Origin of the sequence: Photobacterium makurazakiensis, assembly GCF_050336715.1 — a bacterium.
GTDB classification, from domain to species: Bacteria; Pseudomonadota; Gammaproteobacteria; order Enterobacterales; family Vibrionaceae; genus Photobacterium; species Photobacterium makurazakiensis.
Genome location: NZ_JAKJSJ010000013.1, coordinates 151,807 through 166,743, shown reverse-complemented (window position 1 = coordinate 166,743; position 14,937 = coordinate 151,807). Strand labels below are relative to the sequence as shown.

The window sequence follows — 14,937 nt, the reverse complement described above, 5'->3', positions numbered from 1 at the left end:
ACTTCTCCTATGTTTCTACTCGACTTGCTTGATACTTATGATTGCTTCGATTACTTTTTCTGTTCGTTCAAGGCACGAATACGGCTAGCGAGCGAGTACAGACGAATGAAGCCACCAGCATGGCTATGATCGTACACTTCATCTTCGCCAAACGTCGCAAACTCTTCTGAATACAAGCTGTTAACCGAACGTTTCTGAACCACGGTAGCTTGACCTTTATACAGCTTCACCACAACCTCACCGCTCACATCTTGCGCCAATTCATCGGCAGCTGCGAGTAGCGATTTACATAACGGCGTAAACCAACGGCCATCATAGATAAGGTGTGATGCTTTAAGGCCAACACTTTCACGGAACTCATAAGATTCTTTATCAAGCACAAGTTGCTCAACCGCACGCAGGGCTTCATTCATAATGGTGCCCCCAGGGGTTTCGTAGCAACCACGCGACTTCATCCCAACCAGACGGTTTTCGACAATGTCGATACGACCGACACCATGCTCAGCACCTTTTTCGTTAAGGTAAGTCAGGGCATTAAACGGTGACATAGCTTCACCATCAACGGCTACAATTTCACCCTTTTCAACTAAGATAGAAACGAGCTCCGATTGCTCTGGTGCTTGCTCTGGATCTTTTGTCCATACCCAGCACAGCTCGTTTGACTGATTCCAGGTATCTTCCAGCACACCACCTTCGGTTGAAATGTGCCATGCATTCGCATCACGAGAATAGATTTTCTCCAGCGATGCCGTACATGGAATTTTACGCTCGGCAAGGTAGTCGAGCAGCGCTTCACGGCTACGTAAGTCCCACTCACGCCACGGTGCAAGCACGGTAAGCTGTGGTGCTAACGCCGCGTAAGCACTTTCAAAACGCACCTGATCATTACCTTTACCCGTACAACCGTGACATAACGCATCGGCACCCACTTCCAGTGCACACTCAACTTGTGCCTTGGCGATGATCGGACGTGCCATTGACGTACCTAAAAGGTATTTACCTTCGTAAATAGCCCCCGTTTTAAGGCTTGGGTAAATATAATCTGCCACCATCTCTTCTTTCAGATCGGCGATATAACACGACGATGCGCCAGATGCGATTGCCTTTTCTTCAATGCCTTCAAGCTCCGCTTCGCCCTGACCTACATCAGCAACAAAAGCAACAACTTCACAGTCATAGTTCTCTTTCAGCCATGGAATGATGGCTGATGTGTCAAGACCGCCGGAATAGGCCAATACAACTTTAGATACCTTGCTCATAATACTCTCCTAGTTACCTGCTCGACGGTCATCCCGCTCAGGCGATTAATGTGTCCATATATAAATAACTTGCTCGCTGTCGCATAACGCTTACAGCGAAAATTTAGTACCGATGCTCTGGCCATCAAACAATGCTGCCAGCTTGTCGGGGTAACGCCACGTGGCCACTTCAATCGGGCGACCCAGTGCTTTTGCTGCCTCAAAAGCAGCACGAACTTTGACAATCATGCCGTCCGTGATCACCGCTTGGGTGATCAAGGCTTCAGCTTCACTTTCGGTAAGTTGGCTGATCAACTTACCTTTTCCATCCAATACGCCGCTGACATCAGACAACAACACCAGCTCAGCATCTAATGCTGCCGCTACCGCTACTGCGGCTTGGTCGGCATTGACGTTCATGAGAGCACCATTACTGTCGAGGCCAATAGAGCTCACGATAGGCAGAAAACCAGACGCCATAATTTGGCTAACCAACTGGCTGTTACCAGGTGCAGCTTTTCCTACCGCACCTAACTCAGGGTCAAGTTCACTGATCTGACACAAGCCACCATCAGCAAGGCTTAAGCCGACCGCGGCAACACCCGCTTTCTGCGCTTGTCCCTGAAGTAACTTATTGGCCGTCCCCGCCAGCGCCCCTGCGATATAGGGAATCTGTTCCGCTGGTGTCACTCGCAAACCATCTTTCTTAACCGTTTCAAGTTGTAGCTTCGCCATCAAATCATCAACAAGGTAACCACCACCATGAACCAGTAAGAGTGGTCGCTGTGCTTGTTGCTGATATTGGTTGATTGCAGCAAACAATTTTTCCAGCGTTTCTGTGCACGAGAGAACTGCACCGCCTAATTTAATAACTAAAGGAACCTGACTCATCACAATACTCCTAAACCAATGCCGTTAACTGCGGAAAACCATTTCGAATATTTATGCATTGCATCGCTTGTGATGATGCACCTTTCAATAAATTATCAATTGCCGATGTTAAAATGATGTGACTACCCTGTACCTTCCAGCCAATATCACAGAAACAGGTGTTAACAACCGACTGAAGGTTGGCGGGCTGCTCACCAAGCAACCTCACAGCATGTTGCTCGCCTTGGCTGGCATACGCTGCCACCATGGTGTTGGCAACCTGCTCAGCATCAACGCCTTCAGCTAACTTAGCGGTAATCGTTGCGAGAATACCCCGCTTGAAATTGCCCAAATGCGGCGTGAAGATGACCTCTTGGCCAAGGTGGGCTGAGATTTCAGGCTGATGGCGATGGTTAAATATGCCATATGCTTGCAAGCTTACTTCACAGAAGCTATTCGTCATGCTCGCTTTACGCCCAGCGCCTGACACGCCACTTACTGCATTTATGACAGGTAGTTGATTCGTTTCTAACAGCCCCGCTTCTAGCAAAGGCTTAAGTGCCAATTGAGAGGCCGTTGGATAACAGCCTGGTACCGCAATCAATTGCGCCTTGGCTATGTCTGCTTTATTCCATTCCGCCAAGCCATACACAGCTTCTTCTAGCCATGCTGCGTGTTGGTGTTCAAAACCATAAAACTGGGTATAAAACTCGTCGCCCTTCACCCTGAAGGCACCTGACAAATCAAATACCTGACAGCCTTCAGCAAGAAAAATAGGCGCTAAGTTATGACTGACCTCATGGGCTGTTGCCAATAGAACAACGTCAGCTTGTTTTGCAACATTTGCTGGGTCACTTAAAGGTTGTAACGGTAGATCAATAATGCCTTTTAATTGGCCGTGTAAGTCACTGATCGGCTTATCTGCATCAAGACTATTTGCAGAAACATATAAGCCTTTAAGGTTAAGCTGAGGGTGAGCCTGTACCATTTTTGCCAATTCTGCGCCTGTGTAGCCGCTGGCACCGATAATTAAGGTGTTCAACATAGTAAATCCGTTTTTGTATGTGGGTATCGTAGGTAATCAAATAGCAGTAAAACTGCTGGGGGCGCACGAGTGCACCAAGCGAGTGAGACTTAGCGTCGTCGGAGGGAATTCAGATTTTGAATATTCGCTTGGTTCATGTTAACAGCTTCCTATACAGCTAGAGTCTATCCATTACTCAGAATAAAAAGTGTGGTTTCATTTCACAAAATAGTGATTAGGTTTTTATTCATATCTTTTGAATTAATATGTTTACCGATTAATCTTATGGCTGTCAACTAGAAGTAAGAAAAAAGTTGCAATTAAATGCCTAAGACCAAATAAGTGCATATAAGCTAACCAACGATTAAAAAACAGTCTTTAGCCAAATGCTCTGCCAATCACACTGTTACCAACCCGTTAAAGAAGATCATATCATCGATAAGCCAACCTGCAGCCAACTTAAACAACAAGGTGATAAAACACGCGATTTTTGTGCTTCATATCGATATTTGATGAAATTTTGTTACAAATCCAATTTCATATCATGACAAATATCAATGTAGTGTCGTTTTCTTACCGCGAAATGCAATCCATGTTGACCTCAAAGTGGGTTCGCGGATAGATTGTAGCTATACAGCAAAGTATTTGGATGTAACAAACTTACGAGATGGATGCGATATGAACGAAAAGTACAGCGCGCTAAGAAGTAACGTTAGTATGCTTGGCCACCTGCTAGGCAATACCATTAAAGATGCACATGGTGATGATTTTCTAGGAAAAGTTGAGACCATTCGCAAGTTGTCTAAATCTGCCCGCGCAGGAAATCAAGATGATCGCGCCAAGCTGATCAACGAACTGCAGAATTTACCGGATGAACAACTATTGCCGGTTGCACGTGCCTTTAGTCAATTCTTAAACCTGACCAACATTGCCGAGCAATACCATACCGTTTCACGTCATTGTGAAGAAAATATCTGTAGTCCTGATTCGATTGATGCATTATTTGGTAAGCTCAGCAGCAAAGACATTAGTCAGTTCGATTCCATTCAAGCCGTTCGCGACCTCAATATTGATTTAGTGCTAACCGCACACCCGACGGAAATTGCCCGTCGAACCATGATCCACAAGCTTGTTCAAATAAACAAATGTCTTTCTAAACTTGAGCTTAGTGAGCTTTCAACCGGTGAACGTCATAAAGTTGAACGACGTCTTGAGCAACTTATCGCTCAGGCGTGGCACTCGGACGTGATCCGCAAGCAAAGACCAACTCCGCTTGATGAAGCCAAGTGGGGATTTGCCGTTGTTGAAAATTCGCTGTGGCAAGCTGTACCAGAATTCCTCCGTCAATTTGACGAAAAGCTCACCAACCACCTGGGCGAAGGGCTACCAATTGATGCTTCGCCAGTGAAATTTTCATCTTGGATGGGCGGTGACCGTGACGGCAACCCGTTTGTCACTTCTAAGGTCACCCGAGAAGTACTCTTACTGTCACGCTGGAAAGCCGCCGACCTTTACCTTGGTGATATTCAAGAGTTGGTTAGCGAACTATCGATGGTTAAATGCAATGATCTTGTCCGTGAACTGGCAGGTGATGAGCATGAACCTTACCGCGCGATCTTAAAGGACTTACGCACCAAGCTGACCAATACTCGCGATGTGCTAGACGCCAAAATTAAAGGACTCGATGTCCCTAACTTCGGCATTATCACCGAAGTAGAGCAGCTTTGGGATCCACTCTATGCCTGTTACCAATCACTGCACGAATGCGGGATGGGTATCATTGCCGATGGACACCTACTAGATGTTCTACGCCGCATCAAGTGTTTCGGGGTTCACCTGGTTCGTCTTGATATCCGTCAAGAAAGCACCCGTCATTCAGATGTAATTTCAGAGCTGACCCGCTACCTTGGGCTTGGCGACTACGATCAATGGAGCGAGCAAGACAAAGTTGCGTTCCTTGTGCGTGAGCTTTCATCTAAACGTCCACTGCTTCCACGCGATTGGGAGCCATCTGACGACGTACGTGAAGTCATTGAAACCTGCAAAGCGATTGCCGAACAGCCTCGTGAAGCGCTTGGGGCTTATGTCATTTCAATGGCCCGCACAGCCTCAGATGTGCTGGCTGTTCACCTGTTACTGCAAGAAGCAGGCTGTCCATTCCGCATGGATGTTTGCCCACTGTTTGAAACACTGGAAGATTTAAATAATGCTGAAGATGTTATCAAGCAATTGATGAGCATTGATTGGTACCGCGGCTTTATTCAAAACTACCAAATGGTGATGATTGGTTATTCCGATTCAGCCAAAGATGCTGGTGTAATGGCAGCAGGTTGGGCGCAATACCGCGCCATGGAAGCCTTAGTATCGGTCTGTGAAGAGGCTAATGTTGAATTAACCTTGTTCCACGGCCGTGGTGGTTCGATTGGTCGTGGTGGCGCGCCAGCGCATGCTGCATTGCTTTCTCAACCACCACGAAGCCTCAAAGGCGGCATGAGGGTGACTGAGCAAGGTGAGATGATCCGCTTTAAGCTTGGCTTACCTGACGTTGCAGTGAACAGCTTGAGTCTCTATGCGAGTGCAATTCTAGAGGCCAACCTATTGCCACCACCAGCGCCGAAACAAAACTGGCGCGAGCTAATGGATGTGCTATCAGAAGTCTCTTGTGAGGCGTACCGTGACGTTGTTCGTGGTAATGAAGAGTTTGTTCCATACTTCCGCGCAGCAACCCCTGAGCTCGAACTGGGTAAACTGCCATTGGGCTCTCGACCAGCCAAACGTAACCCGAATGGCGGCGTTGAAAGTTTACGCGCGATCCCTTGGATTTTCGCATGGAGCCAAAACCGCCTATTACTACCCGCTTGGTTAGGTGCAGGTAAAGCGATCCAGTTCTCTATCGATAAAGGACACGCGCCACAGCTGGAAGAAATGTGCCGTGAATGGCCATTCTTCTCAACTCGTCTCGGTATGCTAGAAATGGTGTTTACCAAAACCAATATCGGTATTGCAGAATACTATGACCAGCGCCTGACCGACGAATCACTATGGCCTCTTGGCCAACAGCTTCGCGATCAGCTACAGCAGGATATCAATGCTGTACTAACTGTTGAAAATAGTGCCCACCTAATGGAACAAAACCCATGGGGTGCTGAAGCCATTCGCCTACGTAATATCTACGTTGAGCCACTGAACATGCTTCAAGCTGAATTACTTTACCGCACCCGCCAGCAGCAGGAGCCGTCACCAATGATGGAAGAAGCGCTGATGGTAACCATCGCCGGTATTGCAACAGGTATGCGTAACACCGGTTAATCATTAGATTGCCATCGTTAAAAAGGCCACATTTTGTGGTCTTTTTTTTATTAATCCATTCACCGAGTGAAACACCAAAGTGACTCAATAATGATACACCCTGTAACTAGGCGCATAAGCTAATGTAATTATTAACGCTGTGAAAGCAGATGAATCAAAACAGATTGCACTGCATCAGTACTCACTAGCGTGAAATATGTAGAAGAGCATCACAATATGAGCAATTGGTTACACTAGATTTTCGCCTTAGCACTCTCTAGTGTCGATAAATAGCGCGTTGGTGTGTATGCTACGTGATCTCGATCAGGCACTGCAACGAGATGAGTGCAACAAAACGATTATAAAAACGCCAAAGAGCGAAGGGTAACGTTTGTCTGATTGATTTCTTTATTTTTGTAGTATTTTAACGGATAGAAGAGATGTCACTACCACATGTCATTTTAACCGTGCTGAGCACCCGCGACGCAACTGGTTACGATATCACTAAAGAGTTTTCACACAGTATTGGTTATTTTTGGAAAGCGAGCCACCAGCAGGTGTATCGTGAATTAAACAAAATGGCCACCAACGATCAGGTAACTTGTCAACTTGAACCACAAGAAGGTAAGCCTGACCGTAAAGTTTATTCAATCACAGATCTAGGTCGTCAGACTTTGTTCGAATGGTTCCAAGAACCAGCTCGCAACCCAACTATTCGTGATGAGTTTTCTGCAAAGCTAGTTGTTTGCAGTGTTTACAACTCAGAGCCAATGCAGCATCAGCTAGAGGCTTTAATTGAAGAGTCTCATACCCTGATCAGTCATTACAGCGAAATGGAAAAAGTACATTTTGCGGACTACCAGAATATGGACCGCCAATCTCGACTTGACCGATTAACGCTGCGCCGTGCTGTCCATAACCGTCAGGCTTGGATTGACTGGGCAGAAGAGGTACTTGTCGAACTAAAAGATATCGACGCGCCAAATAGCCCAGTCGCTCTCTAATCTACTTTTTAGGTTTCGATGGACCAAAAATGAAAAAGCCGCTAGATAGCGGCTTTTCTTTTAGCTTTATCATTGCTTAAAATTAAGCAATGCCTTCTTGGGCTCGCACGCCCAGCGTATGGCATATCGCATACGTCAGCTCAGCACGGTTCAATGTATAGAAGTGGAAGTCTTTAACTCCTTCACGACTCAATACACGCACCATATCAATCGCATTGCTCGCACCAACCATCTGGCGGCTTAGCAAGTCATCATCTAAACCTTGATACTGTTTTTCCATCCAGCTTGGGATTTTCACGTTATTAATGCCCGCAAAACGCTTGGCTTGGGTCATGTTAGAAACAGGTAAAATGCCAGGAACAATTTCAACATCAATACCCGCAGCCACACAGCGGTCACGAAAACGCAGGTAGCTTTCGACATCAAAAAAGAACTGGGTGATTGCTCGGCTAGCACCCGCGTCAACTTTACGCTTTAAATTGATTAGGTCAGCTTGAGCACTTTTGGCTTCAGGGTGCACTTCAGGGTAAGCCGCAACTGAAATATCAAAGTCTGCTTCTGCGCGTAATAGAGCAACCAAATCGGCAGCATACATATCAGGTTTAACGCCTTGTGCAGGTAGATCACCCCGTAATGCCACAATGTCTCGAATACCGTTATTCCAATAATCACGGGCAATAGTACGTAACTCATCACGGCTTGCATCGATACAAGTAAGGTGAGGTGCCGCCACTAAACCTGTTTGCTCTTTAATATCTTTAATGATTGAGTGGGTACGATCACGTTCACCAGAGTTGGCACCGTAAGTCACCGAGACGAATTTAGGCTTTAGCGTTTTCAGGCGTTGGATAGAATTCCATAGGGTCTGTTCCATTTTCTCGCTGCTTGGCGGGAAAAACTCAAATGATACGTTGATGTCACCGTTAATATCAGCAATATTCTGATTTAGCGAATCCAAGTGACTTGCGTGTGAATAGCCCATACTGCAATCCTTCCTATGTTGGCCTTGTTGGCCTCTCCCTAAAGCTGACGTCTCAAATAACCGTTTAGACGTCTATATGTCTACAGAATGTCCTGTAACCAATTTAATGTCAACATGATGATCATGAATATTTTTCAACTTCAAATTGCAAAAACTTCAACATCAGTAGATAGCAAAAAACCTGCTGATAGCAGGCTTTTTCAATTATTCGCTCACAGCTAATATCATTCACTACAAAGATAGTAAAAAGTACTAATTATGACTGGCTATCTATTTTAACACCGATAATATCGCTACTGCGAAATTGCTAAAGCATCGTTGCTAAACGGTTAATGTCAGAGAGTAAAGCGCCAGCCGTTACATCACGTCCGGCTCCCGGCCCACGGATCACCAATGGGTTGTCACGATACCATCGACTTTCAATGGCAAAGATATTGTCACATGGTAATAAATTAGCCAAAGCATGCTCTTGTGGCAAAGCTTCTACCCCTACAACAGCATTACCGTGGCGATCAAGACGAGCCACATAACGTAATACCTTGCCTTCTTTCTGCGCTTTGGTTAATCGCTCATACAACAGTTCATCCAACGCTGAAGCCTGTTCAAAAAAACCGTCCAACGTTAAGTCAGCTAGCTGCTCTGGCACCAATGTTTCCACTTTTACCTGCTCAGGTTCAAGTGGTAATCCAGACTCTCTTGCCAATATCACTAACTTGCGCATCACATCACTGCCATCAAGGTCGTGACGAGGATCTGGTTCGGTTAACCCTTGTTGCCAAGCTAGTTCAATGAGCTGTGAAAACGGTAGCGAGCCATCGTACTGCTGAAATAACCACGACAATGTACCGGAGAAAATACCAGACAACGCAATGATTGAATCACCACTTTCTGATAAATCACGTACCGTATGGTTAATCGGTAACCCAGCCCCTACCGTCGCGTTATAGAGCCAATTACGGCTACTTTTTGCAAATGCATCAATGACCCGATGGTATTGCTCGCCCGATGCAGAGCCGGCCACTTTATTAGCGGAAATCAGATGAAGACCACTTTCTGCGATTTGCGGATAACGTTCCGCCAACACTTGGCTCGCCGTAACATCTAATACAATCACATCATCATAAGAGTGAGACGCTAGGGTTGATAGCCACTCATCACCTTGATACTCAGTGGCTTCATCATCATAAGCTGATAAGGCGTTGGTTGGTTCGATGCCAGAAAAATCAATCCAGCAGCGGCGGCTATCGACCACCCCGACCAAAGTGAAGCTCATACCATGGCGTTTTTCTAGCTGCGCCTTTTCTGTTTCAAATAGCTCAAGCCAACGGCTACCGATATTGCCCTTTCCGCACAGTACTAAACCAATCCGTTTCTGTGCTTGGAAAAGGCTTTGATGTACCTGCTGGATCACATCGTCGGTATTGGCCAGTCGAAGCACCGCAACTAGGCTCAACCCCGAATCAGACTCTGTTGTGAACTCAACAGGTTGTGCTTTTAATTGCTGGTTGAAGCCATAACAATGCACGGCATTATTCACCACACCGGCACCGACAGCCGCAACCAATGAAAAGCCATCACGTAAGCGCAGCTCTGCCGCAATACCACTGTCTTGCAGTAAAGCCAGCACGCTATTAACAACCTCAGCAGTATAGGCGAGCTGAACCAAGCCTTTATCCGGCGCAGTCGACTGCGCAAGTGGCAATAACTGAGCTCGTTGCAGGGTACGTTCAAGTTCAACCACAATGGGCTCAAAATCATGAAAACGCGCAATATCAAGCTCAATCAGACAGACATCATCGAGCGAGGTAACGATCTTCGCTCCCCGACCAGAAGCCAGTACCCGCTCAACACGTGTAGATCCCGATTCAGGCTGATGACTACAGCGCAAGGTTAAGTCAATCGCACTTTGTGCCACTGGTTGTAATGTTCGGCTATGCAATACTGGCGCCGCTAAACGAGCGAGTTCACTTGCTTCATCTAAACGAAGCAATGGCAGTAGGCAGGCATCAACAACTTTTCGTGGATCGGCACTGTAAACCCCTGCAACATCACTCCAGATAGTCACGCGCGAGACTTCCGCCAAGGCACCAATCACCGTTGCCGAATAGTCAGAACCATTACGGCCAAGCAATACGGTTTCTCCGGCGATGTTTTGAGCCATGAAACCTGTGATAACAATACGGTTCTGGCAATGCTGAGCTAGCTTGCTTTTAAGCAAGGGCCATGACAGTGCACGATCAACTTCAGGTTGTGCCGCTCGCTCAGCCCGTAAAAATGTACGCGAATCGAGTGCCATCGCCGTCATTTTCTGCTGAGTTAACAATGCTGCCAGCAAGCGCGCTGACCATAGCTCACCATGACCGAGCACGTTCGCAACATCCGTCTCTGTCAGTGCCTGTTCACCAAGACGCGCAAGATCTGCAAGCTCAAGGTGTAGCTGAGTCAACAAGTCATCAGCTGCACCATCATGTAGCAAGCTTTCAATCAAGTGCTGCTGAAATTGGCGTAATGACTGTAATGTTTCATGGGCTTGGCGGCCATCTTTACCCAGCAACTCGATCCATTGGATCAGGTTATTCGTGGTTTTGCCTGCCGCTGATACCACCACTAAATCATTCTCACCAGAATACTGATTGAGGATATCAACAACGCGACGATAACATTCAGGATCAGCCAGACTACTACCACCAAATTTATGAAGTTGGCGTACTGCTAGTTGAGTCATTACACTGCCTCCGTCACTTTCTTAAATGCTTGGTCAAGATCCGCAATCAGATCATCAGCATCTTCCAGACCAACGGATAAACGCAATAAAGAAGGCTTCAAGCCCGCTTCTGCCTGCGCTTCATCCGACATTGCACGGTGAGTCATGCTGGCAGGGTGACAGATCAAACTTTCAGTACCGCCCAGCGACTCTGCCAGTGAGAAAAACTTCAGCCCGTGAACAAACTCTTCAAGCTGCGAGTAGGTTCCTGCTATCTCAAAGCTCAGCATTGAACCAAAGCCTTTTTGCTGCTTAAGCGCAATATCATGACCAGGGTGTTCAGGCTGGCTTGGGTGATAAATTTGTCCCACAAGCGGCTGTTGTTGTAGATAAGCCAGCACTTTGGCGCTGTTTTCTTCATGCATCCGCATTCTTGGTGCAAGGGTTCGTAAGCCTCGCAGTGTCAAATAAGCATCAAACGGTGCGCCCGTTGCACCAATGCAGTTAGCCCACCAAGCAATCGTCTCGGCCTGCTCCGCTTCTTTTGAGATCAATACACCACCGACAACATCTGAATGGCCATTGATGTACTTGGTTGTTGAATGGATCACAAAATCAGCCCCTAGTGCAATGGGCTGCTGAAGGATTGGTGATAAGAAAGTATTATCAACCGCAACCAATGCGCCTTCTTGCTTTGCTGATTCACACAATGCTGCAACATCTACAATTCGTAGCAATGGGTTAGACGGTGTTTCAACCCAAACCAGTTTTGGCTTTAATGCCAATGCTTGAGCCAAGGCCTCAGGGTCGGTTTGATCAACAAAACGGACCTTAAAGTCACCTTTCGTCGCTCGCGTATTAAACAAACGATAAGTACCGCCATAACAATCGTGTGGGGCAATAACCAGATCATCTGGGCCAAGCAAGGCTGATGCGAGTAAGTTAATTGCAGCAGTACCACAGCTGGTTACCACGCCACCCGCGCCGCCTTCGAGCTCTGCCAAGGCATCGGCGAGCATGTTACGGGTAGGGTTACCAGAGCGAGAGTAATCATATTGTGGAAGCTCACCCAACCGAGGAAAGCTGTAGGTTGATGTCAGGTAAATCGGCGGCACAACGGCATTGTGCTGAGAGTCTGACTCAATGCCAGTACGAACGGCTATAGTGGCAAGCTTCTTATCACTCATATTACTTTCCTTGTCGGGGCGAGCCCCTGCTGCGAATAACGTTTATGCAACAACATAACCATATTTGCAAAAGACGTCAACACTTCTAGACGTCTACATGTCTTTGCTTATGGCAGTAAATCCGGCTAGAATTCACTCCTATCATATTTATTCAATCAAACATCGCTGAGAAGGTTAACAATGGCAGAGTGGAATGGCGAATACATCAGTCCATACGCGGAACACGGTAAGAAAAACGAACAAGTAAAAAAAATTACTGTTTCGATTCCATTGAAGGTGCTTAAAATTTTAACTGATGAGCGAACTCGTCGTCAGGTGAATAATTTACGCCATGCCACCAACAGCGAGTTGCTATGTGAAGCTTTCTTGCACGCATACACGGGTCAGCCCCTGCCGACCGATGAAGATATCCGTAAAGATTGCCCTGACGACTTGCCAGCCGAAGCAAAAGCGCTGATGGAAGAGATGGGCATTAAGTACGAAGACATTAACGAGTAAGCCTCACTTTTCTCGTCAACAAAAACCAAAAAACCAGCCTGGGGCTGGTTTTTTATTGGTCAGGTAATCTAAAGCAGATTAACTTTCCATATAACCGACAGGCATCTCGATTCGAGCTACACCCGAATCAATCGCTGCTTGCGCGACTGCCTTCGCAACGCGTGGTAGCAAACGTGGGTCCATCGGTTTTGGAATAATATAGTCGGTGCCAAACTCTAGTTTATCGACACCTGCCGCTTTAACCACTTCCGTAGGTACTGGCTCTTGGGCTAGTTCACGGATCGCTTTTACCGCAGCCAATTTCATTTCATCATTAATTTCACTCGCACGCACATCCAATGCACCGCGGAAAATGAATGGGAAACAGATAACGTTGTTTACCTGATTCGGGTAATCAGAACGGCCTGTACCCATAATTAAATCATCGCGAACGGCATGGGCCAGTTCTGGTTTGATTTCTGGATCAGGGTTTGAGCAGGCAAAAACAATCGGCTGATCCGCCATGAGCTTAAGCAGTTCTGGCGCAAGCAAATCTGGACCAGATACACCGACAAAGATATCAGCACCTTCGATAACATCTTCTAATGTGCGCTTATCAGTATTGTTGGCGAATAGTTGCTTATATTCATTAATGTCGTCACGACGCGTATGGATCACACCTTTACGGTCAAGCATGTAGATCTTCTCACGCTGTGCGCCACACTTGATCAATAGCTCCATACAAGCAACCGCAGCCGCACCAGCACCTAGACAAACAATCACAGCTTCGCTAATTTCTTTGCCTTGAAGCTCAAGTGCATTAAGCATGCCCGCAGCCGTTACAATCGCAGTACCGTGCTGATCATCATGGAAAACCGGTACATGACAACGCTCAATCAAACGCTTTTCAATCTCGAAGCAGTCTGGGGCTTTGATATCTTCAAGGTTGATACCACCGAAGGTGTCAGCAATGTTCGCAACGGTATCAACAAACTCATCGATCGTACGGTGTTTAACTTCGATATCAATCGAATCTAGACCAGCGAAGCGCTTAAACAATAGCGCCTTACCTTCCATGACTGGCTTCGATGCCAATGGGCCTAAATTACCAAGACCAAGGATCGCAGTACCATTGGTGATAACAGCAACCATGTTGCCCTTACCCGTGTACTTATAAACATTCTCAGCATTCTGTGCGATTTCACGAACTGGCTCAGCCACACCTGGGCTATAAGCGAGAGCAAGATCTTCTACAGTATTAGCTGGCTTAGTGAGTTCAACGGCAATTTTGCCTGGTACTGGGTAGGCATGGTAGTGCAAAGCTTGTTGGCGAAAATCTTCAGACGACATAGTGTTCGAAATCCTGACTGGAAGTGACTTTATTTAATAATTTAGAGGTAAAGCATATTCTATAGCAGCACAAAATCCTAGCATCGAACATCTGGTCATGCCATTAATTCCCGAGCGGAATAGTCAAGTAAAGACAAAAGTGGTCAATAACTATCAATTTCATCGCTTTCAATCACGGAATATAATCGCACAGTTAAACCTATACAGAGTTATTCGTGCAGTCTTTTTGATTCAGGGCGATATAAATTAATGCATCAGCATGCACTTGATTATAAAGATACTAGTAGAAAATTAAGCAGAGATTGGTCGAGGGATGTTCAGTCTTATAATAAATAGGCATAAAAAAGGGACGCCGTAGCATCCCTCTTCTTTCAACATTTTCTGCCAATTACTTGGTAGAAAGAGCACCGAAACGCTTGTTGAATTTGTCGATACGACCACCAGTGCTAACCTGACGCTGCTTACCAGTGTAGAAAGGGTGACACTTATCGCATACATCAAGGTTGATGTCTTTGCTCATAGTAGAGTTAAATACGAAAGTGTTGCCGCAAGAACAACGAGCGTTAACTGCAGTGTACTGTGGGTGGATACCTTGTTTCATGGGATAACCTCAAAAGTAAGGCCGTGTCGCTCTCCCGATCCAAAGCCGGGCACCACACGTCGTTAATAATAATAGTGTAACGGCAGCATAGCCAATACACCGAATTCAGGCGGCGTATAGTAATCAATCATCCTCCCCAGATCAACAGATACGCTCCTTTTTTCACCGCTTTGCTGCTAGCGGCTTAGCAAGGTACACTTCTCTATCTTAGT

At 46.4% G+C, this 14,937-nt stretch carries 11 protein-coding genes; 3 read left to right on the top strand and 8 right to left on the bottom strand.

The features are described from left to right. Nucleotides 1–50 precede the first annotated feature (50 nt). The 3 genes from L4D09_RS06330 to argC all read right to left on the bottom strand — a co-directional run bounded on the left by L4D09_RS06330 (nucleotide 51) and on the right by argC (nucleotide 3,153). On the bottom strand, nucleotides 51–1,259 hold the full coding sequence (locus L4D09_RS06330) for an argininosuccinate synthase (protein WP_428456642.1): 1,209 nt from the start codon (nucleotides 1,257–1,259) through the stop codon (nucleotides 51–53). A gap of 90 nt (nucleotides 1,260–1,349) precedes the next feature. Next, nucleotides 1,350–2,129 carry an acetylglutamate kinase gene (gene argB, locus L4D09_RS06325; RefSeq protein WP_428456641.1) on the bottom strand — a complete coding sequence of 260 codons (780 nt, stop codon included), beginning with the start codon at nucleotides 2,127–2,129 and terminating at the stop codon, nucleotides 1,350–1,352. A 10-nt stretch (nucleotides 2,130–2,139) separates the two neighbouring features. Beyond that, on the bottom strand, nucleotides 2,140–3,153 hold the full coding sequence (gene argC, locus L4D09_RS06320) for an N-acetyl-gamma-glutamyl-phosphate reductase (RefSeq protein WP_428456640.1): 1,014 nt from the start codon (nucleotides 3,151–3,153) through the stop codon (nucleotides 2,140–2,142). Nucleotides 3,154–3,810: 657 nt separating this feature from the next. Here argC and ppc point away from each other — a divergent pair. After that, nucleotides 3,811–6,441: a phosphoenolpyruvate carboxylase gene (gene ppc / locus L4D09_RS06315; protein WP_428456639.1), complete on the top strand. Its 2,631-nt coding sequence runs from the start codon at nucleotides 3,811–3,813 to the stop codon at nucleotides 6,439–6,441. Nucleotides 6,442–6,860: 419 nt separating this feature from the next. After that, nucleotides 6,861–7,424 (top strand): PadR family transcriptional regulator, encoded by a 564-nt coding sequence (locus tag L4D09_RS06310; protein ID WP_428456638.1) that lies wholly within the window; start codon nucleotides 6,861–6,863, stop codon nucleotides 7,422–7,424. 82 nt (nucleotides 7,425–7,506) lie between these two features. On the opposite strand, the gene metF is transcribed toward L4D09_RS06310, so the two are convergent. The 3 genes from metF to L4D09_RS06295 all read right to left on the bottom strand — a co-directional run bounded on the left by metF (nucleotide 7,507) and on the right by L4D09_RS06295 (nucleotide 12,297). Beyond that, nucleotides 7,507–8,406: a methylenetetrahydrofolate reductase gene (gene metF, locus L4D09_RS06305; protein ID WP_428456637.1), complete on the bottom strand. Its 900-nt coding sequence runs from the start codon at nucleotides 8,404–8,406 to the stop codon at nucleotides 7,507–7,509. Nucleotides 8,407–8,713: 307 nt separating this feature from the next. Then, nucleotides 8,714–11,131 carry a bifunctional aspartate kinase/homoserine dehydrogenase II gene (locus L4D09_RS06300; RefSeq protein ID WP_428456636.1) on the bottom strand — a complete coding sequence of 806 codons (2,418 nt, stop codon included), beginning with the start codon at nucleotides 11,129–11,131 and terminating at the stop codon, nucleotides 8,714–8,716. After that, nucleotides 11,131–12,297 (bottom strand): O-succinylhomoserine (thiol)-lyase, encoded by a 1,167-nt coding sequence (locus L4D09_RS06295; protein ID WP_428456635.1) that lies wholly within the window; start codon nucleotides 12,295–12,297, stop codon nucleotides 11,131–11,133. Before L4D09_RS06295 ends, L4D09_RS06300 begins: the two co-directional genes overlap by 1 nt. 180 nt (nucleotides 12,298–12,477) lie before the next feature. On the opposite strand from L4D09_RS06295, the gene metJ reads away from it, so the two are divergent. Beyond that, nucleotides 12,478–12,795 (top strand): met regulon transcriptional regulator MetJ, encoded by a 318-nt coding sequence (metJ, locus tag L4D09_RS06290; protein ID WP_428456634.1) that lies wholly within the window; start codon nucleotides 12,478–12,480, stop codon nucleotides 12,793–12,795. 78 nt (nucleotides 12,796–12,873) lie between these two features. Here the strand turns inward: metJ and L4D09_RS06285 are convergent, their stop codons facing one another. Together L4D09_RS06285 and rpmE are read right to left on the bottom strand one after the other, a co-directional pair. Next, nucleotides 12,874–14,124: a malic enzyme-like NAD(P)-binding protein gene (locus L4D09_RS06285; RefSeq protein WP_428456633.1), complete on the bottom strand. Its 1,251-nt coding sequence runs from the start codon at nucleotides 14,122–14,124 to the stop codon at nucleotides 12,874–12,876. A gap of 388 nt (nucleotides 14,125–14,512) precedes the next feature. Continuing rightward, complete coding sequence (gene rpmE, locus L4D09_RS06280; protein WP_428456632.1) at nucleotides 14,513–14,725, bottom strand: 50S ribosomal protein L31; 213 nt, start codon at nucleotides 14,723–14,725, stop codon at nucleotides 14,513–14,515. Nucleotides 14,726–14,937 lie beyond the last annotated feature (212 nt).